Here is an 18,573-nt window from a genome sequence, read left to right on the forward strand (position 1 = left end):
CTGTCCCGCACGCTCATCTGTGTTGCCCGGCGTCGATCAGCAGTCGGAGAGATCGGCGATCGTGTCAGGGTCGGCCCGACATGCCCGGGCGCCCCGCCTGGATTAGCTTGGCCGTGGACACACACGCTCGCGCCAGAGGGGAACGGCATGCGGAAGGCGTTGGGACGGCCGGTGCAGCGGGCGCGATCCTGGTACCTGCGTTACGGGCGCCTGGGCGCGCAGCGGACCCCGAATCCCGCCAAGCCCGGCCCGCACGTCGCCCGCGGACGCACGCTGGAGGACTGGGCGCGGTTCGGGGGCGGTCTGCTCGCCCCCGAAGCCGCCGACGGCCCGCAACCGGAGACCCGCGCCTCCGCCGCGCGGCGAGCCGCAGCGACCCCGATCAGTCCGCCGGGCTGAAGACGTCGTCGCCCACGAAGATCATGTCGCGGTCGATCTCCGGGGGATCTTTCCGGGCACCGTAGGCGAAGAACAGGCGCCGGGTGCGCCCGTCCGCGCTGGTCAGCGTCAGCGTGTGGCGATCGAGGGCGTAGCGCCCGCCCTCCGGCGCGCGCCGCCGGGCGATCGCCGTGCCGACGCCGGTGCTCGCCCCGGAATTCGTCGCGCCGACCGAGCCGCCGCGGCCGTAACTCCCGTCCGCGTTGAAGTCGTAGCGGCTCTCGACCGCGATCGCCACGTCGCCGCCCAGGGCGGTGTTGCCGCCGCCCGACAGGCGCCGGTACGCCCGCGCCACCCGCTCGCCGGAGCCGGCCGGAAAGGCCCGGAAGAAGCTGCCGTCCCCGAGGGCGTAGTCGTTCGCGCGGCCGCGCGCGTCCGTCAGGACGAAGCCGGCGCCCTTGCCAGCCCACCGCCCGAACCGCTTGGGCCGTGCCGCCCGCTCGGCGGCGAGGTCCACGTCTTCCAGGGCGGCGTCGGCGATCTCGTAGTAGGTTCCGTCGCGCAGGAAGATCAGCGGCTCGAAATCGATCGTCATGAGACCGCCGACGCCGAACCCGGTGGTCGAACGGAAGTAAACGCCCTGGACCGAATCCCAGTTGGCGGCGTGGCGCGGGGGACCGGCCGCGTCCGGGGCGGCGGGAGTCGCCGCGCGTCCGCCAGGGGCGGACTCTCCGCCACCGGAGGCGGCTTCGGGGCCGCGCGTCCGGCCCGCCCCTTCGGCACCAGCCCGTCCTCGGTCAGCGCCAAATTCCGCAGCGTGGCGACCGGGATGAACTCGTTGGACAGGCCCGCCAGGAAGCGCGGCAGCACGCCGAGCCGCTTGGCCGCCTGCCAGCCGGCATGGTGGAGAACGGCGCGCAGCTTGACCTGCTCGGCGAAGGCCGCCCGCGTGGCCGGCTGGGACAGGGGCGGCCGGTCCGCCATCGGCGCCACGAACCGGGTCCGGATCGCCCGCAGGGCCGCCGGGCTCGGCTCGACCGTCGAATCGTTGGCGACCATCCATTGCAGAGCGATGAAGGCGGTGAGCACGTCGCCCGCATCGTCCGGCCGCAGCGGCGTTCCGTCGAGGAAGCCGCGGAAGACGCTGTCGTAATCGTGCCGGGCGAGTTCCCGCGCCGTCTCGTCCGCGGCGATCGGGTTCGTGGCGCGCTGGTCGCGCACCGCCCGCGCCACCGTGACGGCCCGCAGGTCGGGCGTCGAGGCGTAGGGCAGGGCCGGTCCCTCCACCTCGGTCGCCCGGGCCCGTGCCGGGGTCGCCGTCATCGCGATCGCCAGGCTCGACAACGGGACGGCTGCCACGCCGAGGCCGAGCAGCGCGGCCGCGCGCCGGAGAGTGAACCGCATCATCGCCGCAACCACGCTCGAAGGATCATCAGCAGGCCGTGCAGGACGGTGAGCAGCAGTGTCAGGGCCATGAAGGGCAGGAACGGGATCAGCAGCCAGCCCGTCATCGTCAGCGTGTAGAGCAGGCCGCCGATATCGTGTCCGGCCACCGGGCAGGGGTGCGTCCCCGCCTCGTTGACGGTGCAGCCGGTCAGGTTCGTCAGCGCGAGGCCGAGCGCGAAGGGTACGACCGGCAGCCACGTGATCAGCAACAGGATGAGGATGACGCGCAGGCGTCGCCGGGACGGGCTCGGCCGCGCCATCGTGCGGATGGCCATCGGTGAGGAGTCCTGCGCGGGGCCGGGGCGGCCGCGTCTCGCCGCGCCGCTCATGGCTGGCGGCGGTAGAGGCCGCGGAAGGTGACGTTGACGCCTCCGCAGGCGAGGTTGTCGTCGACGACCAGCCAGGGACCGACCCGCCGCAGCCAGACCTTGCAGTCGGAAGCGTCACCGAACTCGACCGGCAGCGCCCCGTCCTCGCCGACGGCGAAGCTCGCCGCGGCGCCCTGCGGGGCGACCGTGCCGGCGAACTCGCCGATATGGACGCCGCCGCGGCGCGCCCGCTCCGGATCGCCGGCGCCCCAGGTCGCGTCGCCCCCGAAGGTCAGCATCCCCGGCTTGTCGGCCTGGGTGATCCGGATGCGCGCCTCCGCTCGGGTCCATGTGCCGAGCCAATCCGCCGGCGCGACCGTACCCGAGGGCTCGTCAGCGACGGCTTCGGCCGGGAGCCAGCCGGTCCGGCCCATATCGTCGCCCGCGCCCCGATAGTGGGCGCAGACATAGGCGCCGCGCCGCGCGCCGAGGATGACGGGATCGGCGGTCACGAGGTAGGCGCGCTCGCGGCAGGCGGCTCCCGGATCCGGGCAGCCGGCGCGGGCGAGCCCGTCCTTGACGAAGGCCGTGCGCCCCGGCGCGCTGATGCGCCCGAAGGTTGGCGGCGCGCCGGACGCGAGCGAGGGGGACCGCCGGCACTCGTTCTCCTCCGCGCGCGCCGGACCGGCGAGCAGGACGAGGGCGGAGACGAGGAGCAGCGGGGCGAGAAGCGGCGGGTGCATCGGGGAAGCTCTCGTTGCGGGTGCGGAGGTCGGTCAGCGCATCGACACTGACGCGGCGACGCGCTCGGCCCGGTCCAGGGCTTCGGGGCGTCCGGCATCGGCGAATCCCAGCACCCGCAGGTAGCGCGCGCCGTCGAACACCATCGTCTGCATCACGCCGAGGGCGCGTCCGCTCTCGGTGTCGGTCCCGGTGCCGCGCAGCCGCACGACGACCGCCTCGCCGCGGCTGGACCGCACCTCGTCCGTGACGTTGACGTCGGCGAAGCCCTTCTGCGCCGCGAACAGCCGACGGGCGACCGCGACCTCCGCGCCCGCCGGGACCGGCGCCTGGCCGAGCGACGGCGCGACGACGATCACCGGCTGCTCGCGCCCCGGATCGACGTCCTTGGGTCCGTCGGTGAGGAGGAGGCTGTTGCCCGCGAAGACAGCGGCCGGCCGGTAGCCCGCCATGTCGCCGACCGTGTAGGGCAGCGCCGCGACCTGATCGGTCAGGCTCGCCTTCGCCCGGAACGCGATCGTGCGGAGAGCCGCCTCGACGGACGCGGCGGGCACCTGCCGGGCCGCCTTCTCGGGCACCTGCACGGTGACGAGCCCGGTCCCGGGGGCGCCGCGCACGACGGCGACCCATTTCGCGTAGGTGAGGCCGTTGGCCGGCTGGGTGCCGCGCAGGACGAAGCCCTCGCCGCCCGCGACCGGCAGCGTCTCGACCCCGCCCTTCACCCGGAAACCCGTGGCGGCCAGCGCCTCGGGGGTGAACCGGCCGTTGATCTGGTCCCAGGCCTCCGGCGGCATCTCCACCAGGATGATCGACGCGCCGGCCGGATGCTCGAAGCCGGCGAAGCGCCGGCTCACGCTCATCCCGGCCGGCGGCGTGAGGCCGAGGGCGCCGGCGCCTGGAAAGACCGGGTCGGCCCGGGCCTCCAGGCTCGCGCCCGCGGTCGCCAGCGGTGCTACGACCAGGCCGAGCAGGATCACGCGCCGCGCCGACAGCTCGGGGCCGAGACGGGAGAGGGCACCGTGCAGGCGCTCGCGAACCGACATGGTCAACCTCCTGATGACGGTGGGTCGGAAGGGAGGGCGTCCGGCTACCGCGTCGCCACGCGGCTGATGACGAAGGTGTTGCCCGAGACCTGGACCTGACCCGGCGCGCTCATGTGCTCCAGCATCAGCCGCAGGTTCCGGCCGAGCCGGGCGGAGTCAGAGCGGGTCTCGTACCAGTACTCGGTGCTGGCGCCGCTCGCGCGCACCGGTCGGTGGTGCTCGTAGCAGCGGAAGGCCGCCATATACTCCTCGGCCGCCTGGACCTCCTGGGCCGAGAAGCCGCTCAGACGGACGACGTAGGCGCTGGGCAAACCCCCGCAGCCCTCGCCCCCGGGCACCGCTGCCACGGTTCCGCCGGCCGGCGCGGCGTCGAGTGGCGCGGCGCCGGCATCGGACGCCGTCGAGCTTCGCGGTGAGCGCGGCCGCGAGATCGGCGCCCACGGTCTTCGCCTCGGCGCCGACCCGCTCGAGCAGGCACTCGCGGTCGCAGCCCTGCGGCAGGGGCGGCAGCTGGAGCCCGGCCACCTCGAACGACCCGAGCGACTGTCCGGTGCGGACGTTGAGCAGGCGGCCGGGGATGCGGATCTCCGGCCTGACGATGTCCGAGTAGGGGGATTTCGACGCCGACGCGTAGATCTGGAAGACCGCCACCACGTCGAGGGGCGGGGTCTGGACTGCCCGGGCGACCTCGATCAGCTCCGCATCCCGCCGGCGCACCCGGTTGGCCTGGGTGAAGCCCATCGCGACGGCGGTCTCGTCGTAGACGTTGTAGCCGCGCAGGTTCATCGTCTCGGACAGCTCGTGAATCACACGCTGGAAGATGCGGTTGCCCCGCGGCACCGCGTCCTCGTCGGCGTCCTCGCCCATCACGACGACGTTGGGTTTGCTCTGCGCCCGGGCCGGTGCCGCGTAGGCGGACCCGAACGCCAGGACGGTGAGGCAGGCGGCGCGGAACGCCGTGTTGCGGACGAGGGGCATCGGGATCCTCCGGGACATGGCGGGTCTCCTGGGCGTCGGGGCGTCGGTGACGAGCGGGGGCTTCATTCGGCGCAGGGACGCGGCGTCGGAGCCCCACCGAAATCGTCGAGGTCGGCCCGCTGGCGCGGATCGACCAGATCGCCGCAGACGCGCTCCGCGACCGGCAGGACGAAGCGGAGGACGCCGCTGCGGGCCGGCGCGATCAGGCTGACCTCCACCCTGCGGTTCACCCGTGACAGGGGTGCGTCGGGATCCTTCGGCCGCGCGGGTCCCCAGCCGTGGACGCGCAGGCGCTCCGGAGCGATGCCGTAGGCCTCGACGAGGTGCGCCCTCACGGCGCGCGCCCGGGCCAGCGAGAGGCGGCGGTTATAGGCGCGGCCGCCGGCGGCGTCGGTGTGGCCGGCGATCAGGAAGGCGTGGCCCGTTAGGGGTTGGGCGCGCAGGGCCTCGCCGAGCGGTCCGAGCTGGATGCGGGCTTCCGGCGTCAGGCGGGCGCTGTCGTAGGCGAAGAACACGGTGAGATCGACCGACCGGGCGGGCACGACGTGCACAGCCGGGCCCCCGTCGTCGGGGGTGACTGCCAGCGGCCGGGCCGGCGGTCCCGGATTCCTGTCGGCGAAGGGCGCGAGCGACCGGATGATCGCGGTGGCGCTCGGATTCGCGGTCCGCGCCTCCTCGGCCTCCGCCCGCTCCGCGGCCGGATCCCTCGGCGGAGCCGCCGCGTCCGGCTGTGCGGGGCGCGGACCCGGCACCTCGGTGAGCGGGTTCGCCCGGGCGGGCGCGACCAGCGCCAGGGCGAGCCCGACGGCGAGCAGCAGGCCGGAGCGGCGGAGGCGCACCCGCGCGGCACGTGGCAGATCGTGGGTCCGCATCGCTTCCCCTCTTCGTGTCCCGGGCCTCGCTTCGGCCCCTCTTACCCCGACATGGTCGACCCAGAGCGGTTTTCGTCGCCGGGCCGCGCGATTCGTGCGACGGCGCTCAGCGGCCCCGCAGGATGGCGTTCATCCCGGCCGGATCGAGGGGGCCGACCGGCGAGGCCGTCGATGGCGAGGTTCAGTTCCATCAGGCCGAAGGCGTCGCGGGTCACCGCGTACGCCTTGGCGATGGTCGCGGCGTCCGCCCCGGTGCCGTCGACGAGGCGCGTCACCAGAGATGGGCCGCCCCGATTGACGATGATGTTGGCGAGCGCCGTGGCGATGATCTCGCGGCGCAGGCGGTGACCCTTGACGGCGTCCGGGAAGCGTTCCCGCAGGGCCTTCGGGAAGTAGCGCTGCAACTCCCGATCAAGGACTTAAAGCTATGTAGATCGGGAATCCCGTCCCGATGAAATAACTCAAGTTAAGAGCCGAATTNGCCGCTGAGCGCCGTCGCACGAATCGCTTCGGCCCCTCTTACCCCGACATGGTCGACCCAGAGCGGTTTTCGTCGCCGGGCCGCGCGATTCGTGCGACGGCGCTCAGCGGCCCCGCAGGATGGCGTTCATCCCGGCCGGATCGAGGGGGCCGTCGGTCGCCGGCTTGGGCTGCGGTGCCGGGCTGGGCGCTGGCGGGACCGGCCCGGCGCCCGGATCCGCGGCGGCGACCGGGCGGCCCTGGGCCGCCGCGATCCGCGCCAGGGTCGGGCTCCGGCCGAGGATCGCCGAGAGCCGTGTCGCGCTGTTGAAGCTCGTCGGATCCTTCGGATCGAGGCCGCCCTCCTTGTGGAGCGCGATGCCGGCGACGGAGGCGTCGAACATCAGCGACCCGGACGAGCCGCCGAGGGTGTCGCAGCGGTGGCGCAGGTCCGGGCCCTCCGTCTGCTCCTTCACGGCGAAGCAGCGGAAGCGGCTCATCACCTTCGGACGTCCGAGGGGATGGTGGATGACCAGCATCGATCGGTTGGCCGTCACCGGCTCGCCCGAGAGCCGCGCGGCGCCGTAGGTCGCGGTCGGATTGCCCGCCACGCGGGCGAGGGCGAAGTCGAGGCGGGCGTCGAACTCGACGGGCTTCGGGTCGATCTCGAAGCGGCGGGAGCCTTTCCCGTCGAGAGTCAGGTAATCCATCAGGATCGACGCCTTGACGGGGCGGAGGTCGCCCGATTGCGGCAGGCAATGGTGGTTGGTCAGCACGTAGTCGCCGGGCAGCAGCGTCCCCGTGCAGGAGGCTCCGACCCGCTGCCCGGTGCGGCCGTTCTCGAGCACGATGTCGACGCGGCCGATCGGCCGGGCGAGGGCGGCGAGGCCGTCCTTCGGATCGAGTTCGCTCACCGGCTCGAAGGCGCCCTTGTTCTGGTCGACATAGGCCGCCGCGTCGCCGGTCGTCTGACGCAGGGGCAGCTGCGCCCGGCCGTAATCGGCGGGATCGAAGCCGACGCTCTGCGCCCGCGCCGCGTCGCCGCGGGCGAGCACGATCAGCGCGCAGGCCGCTCCCAGCAGGCGGGGGCCTCTCCGGCGCATCGCGATCATCCTCTCCCTCCTCTCGGCCCGGGGCCCGGACCCGTGCGCGCGGGCGCGATCGACGGCATCCGGGACACGCGGGGCTCCCATCAGCGCGTCAAGGCGTGCACCAGACGGCGGGCCGACGCCGCGGACCCGGCCTCAGGAACGGCCTGGACCGCGTAGACGAGGTTCTGCCGCGCGCCCTCGCGCAGGAAATAGCCGAGCGCGCCGTCCGCCAGCCGGACCGCGGGGAGGGCGGCATCGCGCAGTTCGCGCCCGACCTGCACGCGCAGGCCCGGATCCGCGCCGACGGCGATCCCGCACAGATCCGGCGTGAGGCGGCTCGCGGGCAGGTGATCGCCCGATCCCGCCGGCACCGGACGCCGCTCCGGCGGGTCGGCCCCGAAGGCCACGCGCCGGCAGGACGAGCCCGCCGGGGCGCGCAGCTCCGAGACGTGGATCGGCGGCACGGCCCGGGCTTCGGTCTCGGCCGGAGCGGCGGCAGGATCGGCCGGCGTGTCGAGGCGCGGCTCGCCCAGGCGACCGGGCCGTGCGGCACCGAGAGCGAGCACACCGGCGAGACCGGCCACCGCGACGGCGCGGTCGCCTGGGCGAGCAGGGGCGGGGGACGGGATCGCAGCCCAGCCCCTCGGTGGCGATGCGGCGGCGCCCCGTCGGCGCCAGCACAGCGCCGTCGCGCTGGAATTCGAGCTCCATCCAGGATTGCCGGTCGCGGTCGGTGCGGAAGCGGCCGCGGGCGGTGACGGCTCCGGCACAGGCGGTGCCGGCCGGCCGGCGGCGCACGTCGAGGCGCGCGCCGCGGAGCACACGGTTGGCCGAACGGGCCTCGGCGTCGAGGGCGATGACGAGGCGGTCGGTGAGGGCGCCGGCGCAGGTCGAGTGGCCGCCTTCCGCCACGAACGGGCAGACCTCGATGCTCGCGGCGTTCGGAGCCGCCTCCGCGAAAGACTTCACCGCGCTGTCCATGACGGCGTCGACGTCGGCGACGCCGGCTCCGACATGGATCGGCACAACCAGAGGTTCGCTCGTCGCCTTGCAGGCGGCGCTCTGCGTCACGGCCTGGAGCCGGACGGAGGCGGTCTCGCCGGCCCGACGGGGCTCGACCAGGAACACGGCGGCGTCTCCGGTGTAGGCGGACCGGATCTGCGCCTCGGCCCCGGCGCCCGAGAGGCCCGTCGTGCCCTCGCGCAGGGCCTTGATCCGCACCACGTCGGCTGCCGCCGCGAGCCTGACCCGGCCGCTTGCCTGAAGCCGGGTCTCGACGGCGAGGCGGACCTCCTCGGACTGCTCGCGCGACAGGGCCGTCTGGCCGGGCTCGACGCCGACCACCGCGAGCGTCAGGTCCGGCCGGCCGGCACAGGCCGTCACGGCGTCGAGGAACGGTGTCAGCGCCTGCGCGGCGGTATCGGCGCGCGGCGCCGTCGGGGCGAGCAGCAGCGCGGCGAGGAGAAGGCGCCTCATTCGGTCTCGTTGGCCCGGGCGTACTGGTCGAGGGCCCGGACGAAGACGGGGTTGAAGCGGCCATCGAGGGCGCCGGAATAGTAATCCGCGTCCTTGATCGCGCGCTGCACCGAGCGGATCGTCTCGGGCTTCAGCTTCTGGGCGGCGGTGTCGGTGGCCGAGACCGAGGCGGCGCCGAGTTCTCCGCGCTTGAGGGCACGCATGACCATGTCGCTGGAGCGCACGCCCGGGAAGTACCGCGCGAAGCCGTTGTCGATCAGCGTCGCCATCGTGGCCATGGCCACCGGGTCGCCGCGATCCGCCGCCTGCCGGAAGAGGTCGAAGCCCTGGCGGAGGTCCTTCGGGAAACCGTACGCGCCCGTCGCGTAGTGCGGCACGAGCTTGCTGATCGACGCGACGTCGCCTCCGGCCACGGCGCGGCGGTACAGGGCGACCGCCTGCGCCTCGTCCTTCGGGATGCCGTTGCCGTATTCGAGCATCCGGGCTGCGTTGGCGAGCGCCACCACGTTCCCGCCTTCGCCCGCCTGCCGGTAGAGGCGGAACGCCTCGGTCTGCTGGCGCTTCACGCCCTGGCCGTTCTCGTACAGGGCGGCGAGGTTGTTCAGCGCCGAGATGCTGCCGGCCTTGCCGGCGCGCTCGTAGGCCGCGAAGGCCTCCTTGTAGCGGTCGGCCCGGTCGTAGGCGCGGCCGAGCTGGTATGAGAGGCGGCGGAGGTCCGGATAGGCGGCCGCGGCCCCGCGGCAGGCGTCGATCGCGGCCGCCGGCTCGATCCGGCCGAGCTTCACGCCCGCGACCCCGCTCGGACGGTCGGGATCGTCCGCGCCCGCGGCGAGTTCGTCGCAGCGCTTGACGCGCGGATCGGCGCCCGGATTCTTGCCGCCGAGATAGCCTTCCGCGAGGCTGCGATAGGCGCAGACCTCACCGCAGGTATCGAGGTAGGCCTGATACTGTCGCTGGGTGCCGAACTTGGCCCAGTTCTCCTGGTCGATCGCCGCCGCGTCCCGGCGACGTCCGGACAGGAGCCTGTCCATGGCCTGCGGCCGGTACAGGCAGGTCTCGCCGCAGGTGCCGATATAGGCCTCGAAGGCCTCCCGGGTGCCGAGCGCTTCGGCCCGCCGCCAGGCCGCCTCGTCCCGGATGGCCGCGACGCCCTTCGAGACGGCCGCAACCGGCAGCGAGGCCTTGAGGACGATCGGGGCCTCGTCGATCTCGGGCACCTGCTCGCGGCCCGTCGCGCGGCGGGCGGCGTCCTCCACCTCGCGGCGGAGGTAGCGCTTCAGCTCCGTCCACTGCACGAGCCCGTCGCCGTCGCCGTACTGGTCCCGGGCGTCGGCGAGGCCCGACACGCCCATCAGGAACCGGCTGGTCAGCAGGCCGAGCTTGTTCGCCTCGTCCCAGTTGGCCGGTGTCGCGCCCGATGTCGCGACCAGCCGGACGATGCCGCCCTCCGTCTTCGGCCGGGCGGGGGCGAAGCCGGGTGCGGACACCGCCAGCAGGCTCTCGCCCTTGCGGCCGGTCTCGCCGGTGAAGCAGGCATCGACCATCACGACGAGCTGGTGGTCGGCGCCGATCTTGCGCTTCACGAGCTCGAGGTTGCGGTACAGGGTCTCCAGCGCGTACCCGCTCTCGCCCTGGTTCGGGTTGCCGTCCTCGGGCAGCAGGAACGGCTGCCTTGTGGCGAGATCCGGGACCCCGTGGCCGGAATAGTAGACGAAGACGTTCGAGCGGCCCTCGCGCACGCTGCGCCAGAGGCGGCCGGATTGCGGATTCCGCTCGGTGCCGAAGACTTGGTTGAACTCGTTGAGCGTCGCGTCCTTCAGCAGGAAGACGTTGCCGTCGCGGTAGCCGAGGCGCTCGATCAGGTAGGCGCGGATCGCCTCGGCGTCGTTGTGAGCGTAGTCGACCGGCACCGTCTGCTTGTAGCTGCGGTTGCCGATCACCACCGCGACCGCGTCGGCATTGTCGGCGAAGGAGGCCGGATCGGGGTTCGCTCGTGCCGGCACGACAGGGGCGAGGCAGGTCATCCCGAGCAGGATGAGCGCGGTGCGGGCGGCCCGCCGCAGCGCGGATCCCGGGTTGGCTCTCGACAAGCGCGTCCTCCTGTCCGGGTCGCGGCCCGGTCTCGTCGTCCTCGAAGCGGGGCGCGCCCGGTCGACACGCGCGACAGGGTTATCCGCTGGGAGACCGGGAAACAATCTCACGTGGCGAGAGCGTCCGGCGCCGTCAGTCCTCATCGCGCCGCGCGGATGACAGCCGGGCACAGGTGATGCTGCGAGCGGGGATGAAGCTCAGCCCCAGCCGAGATACGCGACGATCAGGCTGAGGGCGGCCAAGTGGAGCGGCGAGAGCGCGGTCAGCATGCTGTCGCTCCTCACGGCAGGTAGAGACCGCGGCCGCAGCGGCGAGCGCGCCGCGCCTCGAAGTAGCCGGTGTAGCGATTGTAAACCTCGACCGTGCGGTAGACGCAGTAGCGGCCGGAATTGCGGCCGTTGTAGTAGACGCCGCCATTGTCGAGATCGACGCCGAGGAATTCCTGGTTTCCGCGCTGCGGCGGCTCCTCCTGGGCGAGGGCGGGGGCCGCGGCGCAGAGAAGGCTGGCGGCGAGCACGAGGATCGTCGTCTGGGTCACGTCTGTTCTCCCTGGTCGGGCGGCGCATCGTCCGCCTCGACGGGGGCATGGGCCGACGAGACGCGGTTTCGTGCGGCTCGCGCGGTCGACCGCGGAGATTTTCTCGCGACCGGCGCGCCGGAACCGGGATCGGTCACTCGGCGCGGGTCCGGAGCCGGTGACATCCGCCCGTGCCGGAACGGCCAGCGCGGAGGAATCCGGAGCTCCATCCGCGTCGGGATACGCGCCGGCTGACTGAACCGGTAGCACTCTGTCTGACGTCCGGTTGACCCGGGATCCATTCGCGATCGATAGATCGTGGATCGATGTTCGAGTCTCTGCTCGAAGACCGGCGGTTCCTGTCGGCATCGTCGCTCTCGTCAGGCGCCATGATCATCAAAACCATGATCGCGGCGGCGCTGCCGGGCACCGCCGCGGCCGGGGTGCGGGCCGATGGCGGGCATCCGGCGGCGGCTGACCGGCCTCGATTTTCTGCGCCTGCGCGACGCTGCGCGCGCTGTCGACCGTGTCTCTGTGCCGACGCGGTTCGCGCGCGGTGTCGCCGCGGAAGCCAGATCTCCCCGGAGCCGATATGCGCAACGCGTTCCAGGATCCTCCGCGGTCGACCCGCCCATCCGTCCGCCCGCGGAGACTGTGCCGTCTAACGGCTTCCGCTCTCCTCCGCGTCGGGATCGCGGCAATTGGGATGCTCGTCCCGGCCCTGTCGGCGCGAGCGCTCGATGGGCCGAGCTACGCGGACGACCGACGCGGCATCTTCCTGGCCTTCCTCAATGCCCCGCAGCCGGGTGATACCCTCACGAGATCGCCGCGCCTCGGACTGTCGTTCGGTGGCGCGGCGCGTCCGGTGCTCGTGGATACCGGCTCAACCGGGATCGTGGTTTCGGCGAGCCGGATCCCGGGCAACGCGAGCCTGCCCGGCGAGCCCGGTCGCCTGACCTACTCGAGTTCCGGCCGGATCATGGTCGGACGCTGGGTGCGCGTGCCGGTGACCGTCTTCGGCCGCGACGGCGCGAGCGTAATCACGCAACCGATCCGTGTTCTCGCCGTGGACCGGATCGACTGCACCGCGCGCGCCCGCCGCTGCACGCCCCAGGAGGCGCCGGCCCACGTGGCCATGATGGGGATCGGGTTCGGCCGCGAGGACGATAGCCAGACCCAGAGCACGCCCGACACCAATCCGCTGCTCAACGCCGACCCGCCCGGATCCGGTGCCGTGCACCGCGGCTACGTGCTGACCCGGCAGGGCGTGCATGTCGGCCTGACGCGCGCCAACACCCGCGGCCGGTACCGCTTCGTGAAGCTCGATCCGCATCCGCGCGTGCCGGGAGACTGGCTCGGCGTTCCCGCCTGCATCACCGTCGACGGCCGTGCGCCCGCCGCCTGCGGCCGGGCGCTCCTCGACACCGGCGTCACCGGCATGTTCCTCACGCTGCCGCCCGCGCAGGTCGCCGACAGCCTCCGGGCCGGCGCGGGCGATCACGCCGCCCTCCGCCCCGGAACACGCCTGAGCTTCCGGTTCGGCGACGCGGCCGGCTACGCGATCACGGTCGGCGACCGCGCCGCGCCGCTCGCGCCCGAGCGCATCATCCTCAACACGACGCGCCCGCAGCCCTTCGTCAATACCGGCCTGCGCGTCCTGAACGGCTACGACGTCCTCTACGACGCCGACCGCGGCTATTTCGGCTTCCGGGACCTCGCGGCGTCGGACGAGCCATGATCGGCCGCTCGCTTGCCCACTCGTCCGCTCATGCTGCGCCACGCCCTCATCGCTGCCCCGGCGCCTCGTCCCGACCGCGGGGCTCGCGGCGGTGATCGATCGCGGCGCGTCCGCGAACCAGATGGACGCCACCAAGAGCCGCCGACCTCCTGATCCGCGACCCGCCGCATCGAGGGGCGGTGCGGCCCGCGGAACTGCGGCGTCGCGCGCCCAGTCTCACCGCGCTTCGATGGGGCCGGGCGGCCCGGTCGTGACNGCGGATCGCCCGCACGGTCGCGAGGTCGACCGATCCGTCGGGCGCCCGGGTCGCGTGGGCCCAGAGCCCGGCGTGGTCAGGCCTGGCAGTCGCCTTCGCGTCGCGCACGAGGGCGCGGGCCGCGTGGATCTCGGCGAGGAGGCGCGCCGCGTCGCTCACGCCGCGGCCTCCCCGGCATAGGCCGCCGCGAACGCGACCGCGAAGACGTCCCGATCCGCCGGGAACAGCGCGTCCAGCGGCCGGTGCCGGGCGAGGCCATCGAGCGACCGCTCCAGGTCGGCCGCCGCCTCGGCGAGGCGCAGCAGCGCCGGTTCGGCGGCCGCGAACCCGGCCGAGAGGCCGGTCCGATCGTCGAATCCGGCGCGGCGCACCCGGCGCAGGTCGGCCTCGGCGGCCTCCAGCGCTGCCCGCACCGTTTCGGGCAGCGCGTCGCGATCGGCGATCCGGAGGGCCGCCGCGATGCGCAGCATCCGGCCGAGATGGGCCGCGAGCGATCCCGCGCGCGTCCGGAGTTCGGTGTAGCTCTCGGCCTCCAGACAGGTCGCGCGCTCGGCGATGTCGGCGCCGCCGCCGCCGCGCCGGAGACGGTTGGCGATGCCCGACTGCACCCGGCCGAAGCTCACGGCCCGGAGCGTCGTCAGCGGGCGGGTGCGGTGGTAGGGCTCGAGGCGCAGGAAGTCGGCCAGATCCTCGCGCTCGGCGCCGGTGAGGATCTTGGGGGCCTCCGGCCAGTCAGCCACGAGAGAGGCCAGCGCCGCGGCGGGCTCGGCCGCCGCGAGATCGCCCAGGGCCGCGTCGAGCCTCTCGTCCCAGCCCTCGTGGGCATCGAGCGCGGCCGGCGCCGCGAGGGCCTCGAGTCCGTCGAGAAGGTGGCCGGCCGCCTCGAAGGTCACGAAATGCTCCGCGACCGTGCGGAAGCCCGGCCGCTCGCCCGTCGCCATCTCGGCGCGCCAGAAATCGAGGATGTCCTCGTCCGCGACGGGCCGGCGGCCGCCCAGGCAGATCAGCAGCGCCCGGAACCGCCGCTCCAGCGGTGCCAGCGGAAGGTGGGCGTTCCGGTAGGCGGCGAGGTGGCGGGCCAGGCGCTTGGCCAGGATGGCCGCGCTCTCCGGATCGGGCGCGGCGACGAGGTCGTCGAGCCAGCGCGCGACGGTGGCGAACTGCGCGAGATCCTCGGCGGTGAGCACGAATTCGGCCAGCGCGAGGAGCCGGGCCAGCCCGGCCCACCCGGTGGACCAGACGGCGCCGAGCACGGGGCCGCGGTTGTCGACGGCCGGGCCACCGTCGAAGCGCGCCGCGAGGGCGGCCGGATGCGCGAGGCCCGGATCGAGCGCGAGGGTGATCAGATCGCGCCCGTCGCGGGCACCGGCCGCCTCGGACAGGGCCGCGAGGGCGTGGGCCAGGTCCCACAGGGGCTTGTCGCGGTTCGGGCGCACGGCGCCCGTGACCACGCGGGCGAGCCAGGCACGGTCGGCGCGGGAGAGATCGCGGCCGTCGCCGACATTGGCGAGATCGGCCGCGCAGCGCTCATCGTATCCGCCCGTCATGCGCCTCCCAGTCGCGGGCCGCGACGCAACCCATTGTGATCGTTCGATTCGCCTTATGGTTACCTCGCGACCGGCCATCCGTCGACCTCCGGCGGCCATCCGGGCGCCACCCGGCTGACCTGGGCGACCCAGACGCCGTTCCGTTCGATCGCGCTCCGCCTCAGCGGACCACGATGCGCGCGGTGGCCTCGGTGACCCCGGGGGTCGCCCGGATCCGGTCGAGGAGGTCAAGGACGTCCGGGGGCTGCAGGAGGTGCGCCTCGCGGTCCGCGCCCGGCGCCGCCGCCAGCCACCGCGCGGCGAGATCCGGCGGCAGGCCGCCCGGCACGCCGAAGCAGGCGAACAGATTCTCGAAAGGCTCTCCCGCCACGATCTCGTCGAGGCCGTAGCCCCGCGGATAGCGTCGCGAGTCGCCCGCTCCGAGGGCGCGTTGCGAGGCGGCGTTGTCGCGCACCGGCAGGGCGACGAAGGCGGTCTCATCGGCCGCGACCACCCAGCAGTACAGGTTCTGCGCGACGCGGGACTCGATGCGCAACTCCACGCGCTGGCCGGCCACGAACGGCGTGGCGGCGGCCGCCACCGAGAGGCGGCCGGCATCCGTGCGCGCCGTGGCGGCGAGGTGGTCGAGGAAGGGGCGGGGGACGGGATCGCAGCCCAGCCCCTCGGTGGCGATGCGGCGGCGCCCCGTCGGCGCCAGCACAGCGCCGTCGCGCTGGAATTCGAGCTCCATCCAGGATTGCCGGTCGCGGTCGGTGCGGAAGCGGCCGCGGGCAGTTACGGCTCCGGCACAGGCGCTGCCGGCCGCCCGNGGGCGGCTCGGCCGGCGGGTCGCCGTCGGGCGGTGCGGGCTCCGGCAGCGGATCGTCGATGGGGGGCAGCGGGTCGTCGCCGGGACGCGGCGTGTCCGATGACATGGCGTGGTGTCCTGTCCGATCCTGCGGGCGTTCGCCGACGTAACGCGCGTCGGCCCGGTCGGATGCAGTCGCGTCAGCCGAAGGTCAGCGCCGACCGTTCCCGCAACGCCTTGCGCAGGGCCCGGCTGAGGTCGGCCACCGAGTAGGGTTTGTGCAGGAGCTCGAAGCCGTGCGTGCCTTCCGAAGCCAGCACGTGACTGTAGCCGGAGGTCAGTACCACGGGCAGATAGGGGCGGCGGCGCCTGATCTCGCGCGCCAGATCGACGCCGTTCATGCCGGGCATCACCACGTCGGAGAAGACGACCTCGATCGCGTGGCTGTTCGCCTCGATCGTGGCGAGCGCCGCGCGCGCGTCCTTCACCCAGACAGCGTCGTAGCCGAGCTCCACGAGGGCTTGCCGGGCGAAGGCGCCGACCTCCTCGTTGTCCTCGACCACGAGGACCGGCGTGCCGTGGCCCTCGGCCAGCGGCTCCGGCTCGTCCGGTGCGCCGCTCGGAACCTCCGCCTCCGGCGCCCGCGGCAGGAAGAGGGTGAAGGTGGTCCCGACGCCGACGGCGCTGTCGACCGCGACGTCGCCGCCCGACTGCTTGGCGAAGCCGAACACTTGGCTGAGACCGAGCCCGGTCCCGTGTCCGACACCCTTCGTCGTGAAGAAGGGCTCGAAGATGCGTTCGAGCAGGTCCGCCTCGATGCCCGACCCGGTGTCGGAGACCGAGACGGCCACGAAATCCCCCGGCACGGCCGGGTGCGCCCGCAGCGCCGGGATGCGGTCCGCGCGCCGCACCTTGATCAGCATGCGCCCCTCGCCCTGCATGGCGTCGCGGGCGTTCACCACGAGGTTCACCAGGGCCGTGTCGAACTGACTCGGATCGGCATCGACGTGGCAGCGCAGCGTCCGTCCGCCCGCATCCGTGCCGGTATCCGTATCGGTCGCGACGTGGATGCGCGCGCCGGTCAGCGTGCCGACCATGTCGGCGATGGCGGCCACCGACTGGACCACGTCGAAGATCGCCGGCCGGAGCGCCTGCCGGCGCGCGAATGCCAGCAACTGGCTGGTCAGCTTGGCGGCCCGGTCGACGGTGTCGGAGATGGCGTCGACGTAGCGGCCCCGTCGGTCCTCGCTCAGGCCCGGTCGCTTCAGCAGGTCGGTCGACGATTTGATGACGGTCAGCAGGTTGTTGAAGTCATGGGCCACGCCGCCGGTCAGCTGACCGACCGCCTCCATCTTCTGCGACTGGCGCAGCTGCTCCTCGAGGGTCCGGCGCTCCGTGACGTCGCGCCCGGTCGCGTGGAACCGGTCCCCGCGCGCGATGGCGTTCCAGGAGATCCAGCGGTACGCGCCGTCGGCGCTCCTGAACCGGATATCGAGGTCGGACAGCGTGTGGCCTGTCCGCAGCGTCTCGAACGCGCCGGCCGCCGTCTCGCCGTCATCCGGATGGATCAAGGTGTCGATCCGGATGCCGACCAGGCTGCCGGCCGGCCAGCCGAGCAGCTCCGTCCACGCCGGGTTGACCGCCTGGCAGGTCCCGTCGAGGGCGCAGACGACGAGGAGATCGCGGCTCGTCCGCCACACGAGGTCGTGCTCGATCCGCCGGTCGCGATTGCCGGCCTCCCGCCGCGCCTCGTCGGCCTGCCTGGCCGCCGGATCCTCGACGAGGATCGCGACGCGGTTCTGCGGCCCGGTGCCGATCCGGATCGCGTGGATCTCGCGGACGGGTCCGGTCCGCGACAGCGCGCCCCTGAACCGGGCGGGGCGCCCGGATCGCGCCACGCCGTCGATGATAGCGAGCCAGTGCCCGGCGCGGTCCGGCGCGGCCTCGCTCAGCCATCGCCCCTGTGCGGCGGTGAGGCCCGACTGGTTCTCGAAGGCGGCGTTGACCTCGACGACGCGGTAATCGCCGATCCGGTCTTCGGCGTCGGAGCGCGGCTCGACGATGCAGAAACCGACTGCGTCGTCCGCCGGCGGAGTGCGGGAGGAGGCGGCCTCGTCGATGGTCGGCGCCTCGCGCTGCCGGAAGCGCGTGAGGTCGAGCTGGCTGCCGAAGAAGAACAGCAACTCGCCGTGGGGACCGAAGACGGGGCTGATGTAGAGCTCGTTGACGAAGGTGCTGCCGTCGCGCCGGTAGTTCAGCAGCTCCACCACGACGTCGCGCCGCGCGGCGATGGCGGCGCGGATGCGGGCGATGTCGGCCGGGTCGGTCGCCGGCCCCTGGAGGAAGCGGCAGTTGCGCCCGATCAGCTCCTCCGCCGCGTAGCCGGAGAGTTGCAGGAAGGCGCGGTTGGCGAAGACGATCGGGTTGTCGGGCAGGTTCGGATCGGTGACGATCATCGCCATCCGGGTCTTGTCGGCGGCGGTGAACAGCAGGTCGGAGCGGGCTGTGCCGACACCGGCCAGCGTCGTGGTCGGGGCGGCGAGCGGAGGCTGCGACGCGCGCAGGCGCGCGTTCTCTTCCACCAGCGCGCGCTCGCGCCGACGAAGCCGCTCGACCTCCCCCCGAAGATCTTCGATGCTCATGGCCCGCTCTTATCCGGAGCCGCCGCCGCGTCAAACGGTGACCGGCACACGGATGCGGGACGGACCTGTGACTTCTGGTCCCGGCGGGGGCGCCCGTCGTCGCCCGGCCAATCGGAAGCCTCGATGACCCGCAGGGCCGCGGCGGGTATCCTAGAGCGGGGTCAGGAAGGGTCGGATCGTGGGCCCCGCGAACGCGGACGGCC

The 18,573-nt window shown here is 73.4% G+C and carries 18 protein-coding genes and 1 pseudogene; 3 read left to right on the top strand and 16 right to left on the bottom strand.

The window, feature by feature from the left end; genetic code table 11:
* Positions 1-147: 147 nt before the first annotated feature.
* Positions 148-399 (top strand): hypothetical protein, encoded by a 252-nt coding sequence (locus MMR14E_RS23705; RefSeq protein WP_331317667.1) that lies wholly within the window; start codon positions 148-150, stop codon positions 397-399.
* Here the strand turns inward: MMR14E_RS23705 and MMR14E_RS23710 are convergent.
* From MMR14E_RS23710 to MMR14E_RS23760, 11 genes and pseudogenes are all read right to left on the bottom strand, one after another.
* Positions 383-973: a hypothetical protein gene (locus MMR14E_RS23710; RefSeq protein ID WP_331317669.1), complete on the bottom strand. Its 591-nt coding sequence runs from the start codon at positions 971-973 to the stop codon at positions 383-385. The two genes, MMR14E_RS23705 and MMR14E_RS23710, sit on opposite strands and share 17 nt — an antisense overlap.
* Positions 970-1,785, bottom strand: coding sequence for a hypothetical protein (locus MMR14E_RS23715; protein ID WP_331317670.1), 816 nt, complete (start codon positions 1,783-1,785; stop codon positions 970-972). Before MMR14E_RS23715 ends, MMR14E_RS23710 begins: the two co-directional genes overlap by 4 nt.
* Positions 1,782-2,099 carry a hypothetical protein gene (locus MMR14E_RS23720; protein ID WP_331317671.1) on the bottom strand — a complete coding sequence of 106 codons (318 nt, stop codon included), beginning with the start codon at positions 2,097-2,099 and terminating at the stop codon, positions 1,782-1,784. Before MMR14E_RS23720 ends, MMR14E_RS23715 begins: the two co-directional genes overlap by 4 nt.
* A gap of 50 nt (positions 2,100-2,149) precedes the next feature.
* Positions 2,150-2,875 carry a hypothetical protein gene (locus tag MMR14E_RS23725; protein ID WP_331317673.1) on the bottom strand — a complete coding sequence of 242 codons (726 nt, stop codon included), beginning with the start codon at positions 2,873-2,875 and terminating at the stop codon, positions 2,150-2,152.
* 33 nt (positions 2,876-2,908) lie between these two features.
* Positions 2,909-3,916: a hypothetical protein gene (locus MMR14E_RS23730; RefSeq protein ID WP_331317675.1), complete on the bottom strand. Its 1,008-nt coding sequence runs from the start codon at positions 3,914-3,916 to the stop codon at positions 2,909-2,911.
* 44 nt (positions 3,917-3,960) lie between these two features.
* Positions 3,961-4,122 (bottom strand): hypothetical protein, encoded by a 162-nt coding sequence (locus tag MMR14E_RS23735; protein ID WP_331317677.1) that lies wholly within the window; start codon positions 4,120-4,122, stop codon positions 3,961-3,963.
* Positions 4,073-4,912, bottom strand: coding sequence for a hypothetical protein (locus MMR14E_RS23740; protein WP_331317679.1), 840 nt, complete (start codon positions 4,910-4,912; stop codon positions 4,073-4,075). The genes MMR14E_RS23735 and MMR14E_RS23740 overlap by 50 nt, the downstream gene beginning before the upstream one ends.
* 44 nt (positions 4,913-4,956) lie before the next feature.
* Complete coding sequence (locus MMR14E_RS23745; RefSeq protein ID WP_331317681.1) at positions 4,957-5,766, bottom strand: OmpA family protein; 810 nt, start codon at positions 5,764-5,766, stop codon at positions 4,957-4,959.
* 152 nt (positions 5,767-5,918) lie between these two features.
* Positions 5,919-6,179: pseudogene (locus MMR14E_RS23750) on the bottom strand (hypothetical protein); the annotation flags it as partial.
* 171 nt (positions 6,180-6,350) lie between these two features.
* A complete protein-coding gene (locus MMR14E_RS23755) occupies positions 6,351-7,337 on the bottom strand; it encodes a serine protease (protein ID WP_331317683.1) in 987 nt (328 codons plus the stop codon).
* A gap of 80 nt (positions 7,338-7,417) precedes the next feature.
* Positions 7,418-7,900: a hypothetical protein gene (locus MMR14E_RS23760; RefSeq protein ID WP_331317684.1), complete on the bottom strand. Its 483-nt coding sequence runs from the start codon at positions 7,898-7,900 to the stop codon at positions 7,418-7,420.
* A 133-nt stretch (positions 7,901-8,033) separates the two neighbouring features.
* Here MMR14E_RS23760 and MMR14E_RS23765 point away from each other — a divergent pair, with 133 nt between their 5' ends.
* Positions 8,034-8,873: a hypothetical protein gene (locus tag MMR14E_RS23765; protein WP_331317686.1), complete on the top strand. Its 840-nt coding sequence runs from the start codon at positions 8,034-8,036 to the stop codon at positions 8,871-8,873.
* Here the strand turns inward: MMR14E_RS23765 and MMR14E_RS23770 are convergent.
* Both MMR14E_RS23770 and MMR14E_RS23775 read right to left on the bottom strand, forming a co-directional pair.
* Positions 8,789-10,882, bottom strand: coding sequence for a caspase family protein (locus MMR14E_RS23770; protein WP_331317687.1), 2,094 nt, complete (start codon positions 10,880-10,882; stop codon positions 8,789-8,791). The two genes, MMR14E_RS23765 and MMR14E_RS23770, sit on opposite strands and share 85 nt — an antisense overlap.
* 281 nt (positions 10,883-11,163) lie before the next feature.
* Positions 11,164-11,421 (bottom strand): hypothetical protein, encoded by a 258-nt coding sequence (locus MMR14E_RS23775; RefSeq protein ID WP_331317689.1) that lies wholly within the window; start codon positions 11,419-11,421, stop codon positions 11,164-11,166.
* 685 nt (positions 11,422-12,106) lie between these two features.
* Between MMR14E_RS23775 and MMR14E_RS23780 the strand changes: the two genes are divergently transcribed.
* Positions 12,107-13,138: a hypothetical protein gene (locus MMR14E_RS23780; RefSeq protein WP_331317691.1), complete on the top strand. Its 1,032-nt coding sequence runs from the start codon at positions 12,107-12,109 to the stop codon at positions 13,136-13,138.
* Positions 13,139-13,549: 411 nt separating this feature from the next.
* Here the strand turns inward: MMR14E_RS23780 and MMR14E_RS23785 are convergent, their stop codons facing one another.
* The 3 genes from MMR14E_RS23785 to MMR14E_RS23795 all read right to left on the bottom strand — a co-directional run bounded on the left by MMR14E_RS23785 (position 13,550) and on the right by MMR14E_RS23795 (position 18,370).
* The gene (locus MMR14E_RS23785) at positions 13,550-14,941 is read right to left on the bottom strand and encodes a hypothetical protein (RefSeq protein ID WP_331317692.1); all 1,392 of its coding nucleotides are present in this window, start codon (positions 14,939-14,941) and stop codon (positions 13,550-13,552) included.
* 160 nt (positions 14,942-15,101) lie between these two features.
* On the bottom strand, positions 15,102-15,671 hold the full coding sequence (locus MMR14E_RS23790; protein ID WP_331317693.1) for a hypothetical protein: 570 nt from the start codon (positions 15,669-15,671) through the stop codon (positions 15,102-15,104).
* Between the two features lie 257 nt (positions 15,672-15,928).
* Entirely contained in the window at positions 15,929-18,370 is a 2,442-nt protein-coding gene (locus tag MMR14E_RS23795) for a PAS domain S-box protein (protein ID WP_331317694.1), read from the bottom strand.
* Positions 18,371-18,573 lie beyond the last annotated feature (203 nt).

Origin of the sequence: Methylobacterium mesophilicum (genome assembly GCF_036441335.1) — a bacterium.
Classification (GTDB): Bacteria; Pseudomonadota; Alphaproteobacteria; order Rhizobiales; family Beijerinckiaceae; genus Methylobacterium; species Methylobacterium mesophilicum_B.

Bases quoted from the DNA above. Each gene is read 5' to 3' on its own strand.
- MMR14E_RS23795 (WP_331317694.1), bottom strand. From the start codon at position 18,370: ATGAGCATCGAAGATCTTCGGGGGGAGGTCGAGCGGCTTCGTCGGCGC.
- MMR14E_RS23715 (WP_331317670.1), bottom strand. From the start codon at position 1,785: ATGATGCGGTTCACTCTCCGGCGCGCGGCCGCGCTGCTCGGCCTCGGC.
- MMR14E_RS23785 (WP_331317692.1), bottom strand. From the start codon at position 14,941: ATGACGGGCGGATACGATGAGCGCTGCGCGGCCGATCTCGCCAATGTC.
- MMR14E_RS23710 (WP_331317669.1), bottom strand. From the start codon at position 973: ATGACGATCGATTTCGAGCCGCTGATCTTCCTGCGCGACGGAACCTAC.
- MMR14E_RS23745 (WP_331317681.1), bottom strand. From the start codon at position 5,766: ATGCGGACCCACGATCTGCCACGTGCCGCGCGGGTGCGCCTCCGCCGC.
- MMR14E_RS23705 (WP_331317667.1), top strand. From the start codon at position 148: ATGCGGAAGGCGTTGGGACGGCCGGTGCAGCGGGCGCGATCCTGGTAC.
- MMR14E_RS23790 (WP_331317693.1), bottom strand. From the start codon at position 15,671: ATGGAGCTCGAATTCCAGCGCGACGGCGCTGTGCTGGCGCCGACGGGG.
- MMR14E_RS23725 (WP_331317673.1), bottom strand. From the start codon at position 2,875: ATGCACCCGCCGCTTCTCGCCCCGCTGCTCCTCGTCTCCGCCCTCGTC.
- MMR14E_RS23730 (WP_331317675.1), bottom strand. From the start codon at position 3,916: ATGTCGGTTCGCGAGCGCCTGCACGGTGCCCTCTCCCGTCTCGGCCCC.
- MMR14E_RS23780 (WP_331317691.1), top strand. From the start codon at position 12,107: ATGCTCGTCCCGGCCCTGTCGGCGCGAGCGCTCGATGGGCCGAGCTAC.
- MMR14E_RS23755 (WP_331317683.1), bottom strand. From the start codon at position 7,337: ATGATCGCGATGCGCCGGAGAGGCCCCCGCCTGCTGGGAGCGGCCTGC.
- MMR14E_RS23720 (WP_331317671.1), bottom strand. From the start codon at position 2,099: ATGGCCATCCGCACGATGGCGCGGCCGAGCCCGTCCCGGCGACGCCTG.
- MMR14E_RS23740 (WP_331317679.1), bottom strand. From the start codon at position 4,912: ATGTCCCGGAGGATCCCGATGCCCCTCGTCCGCAACACGGCGTTCCGC.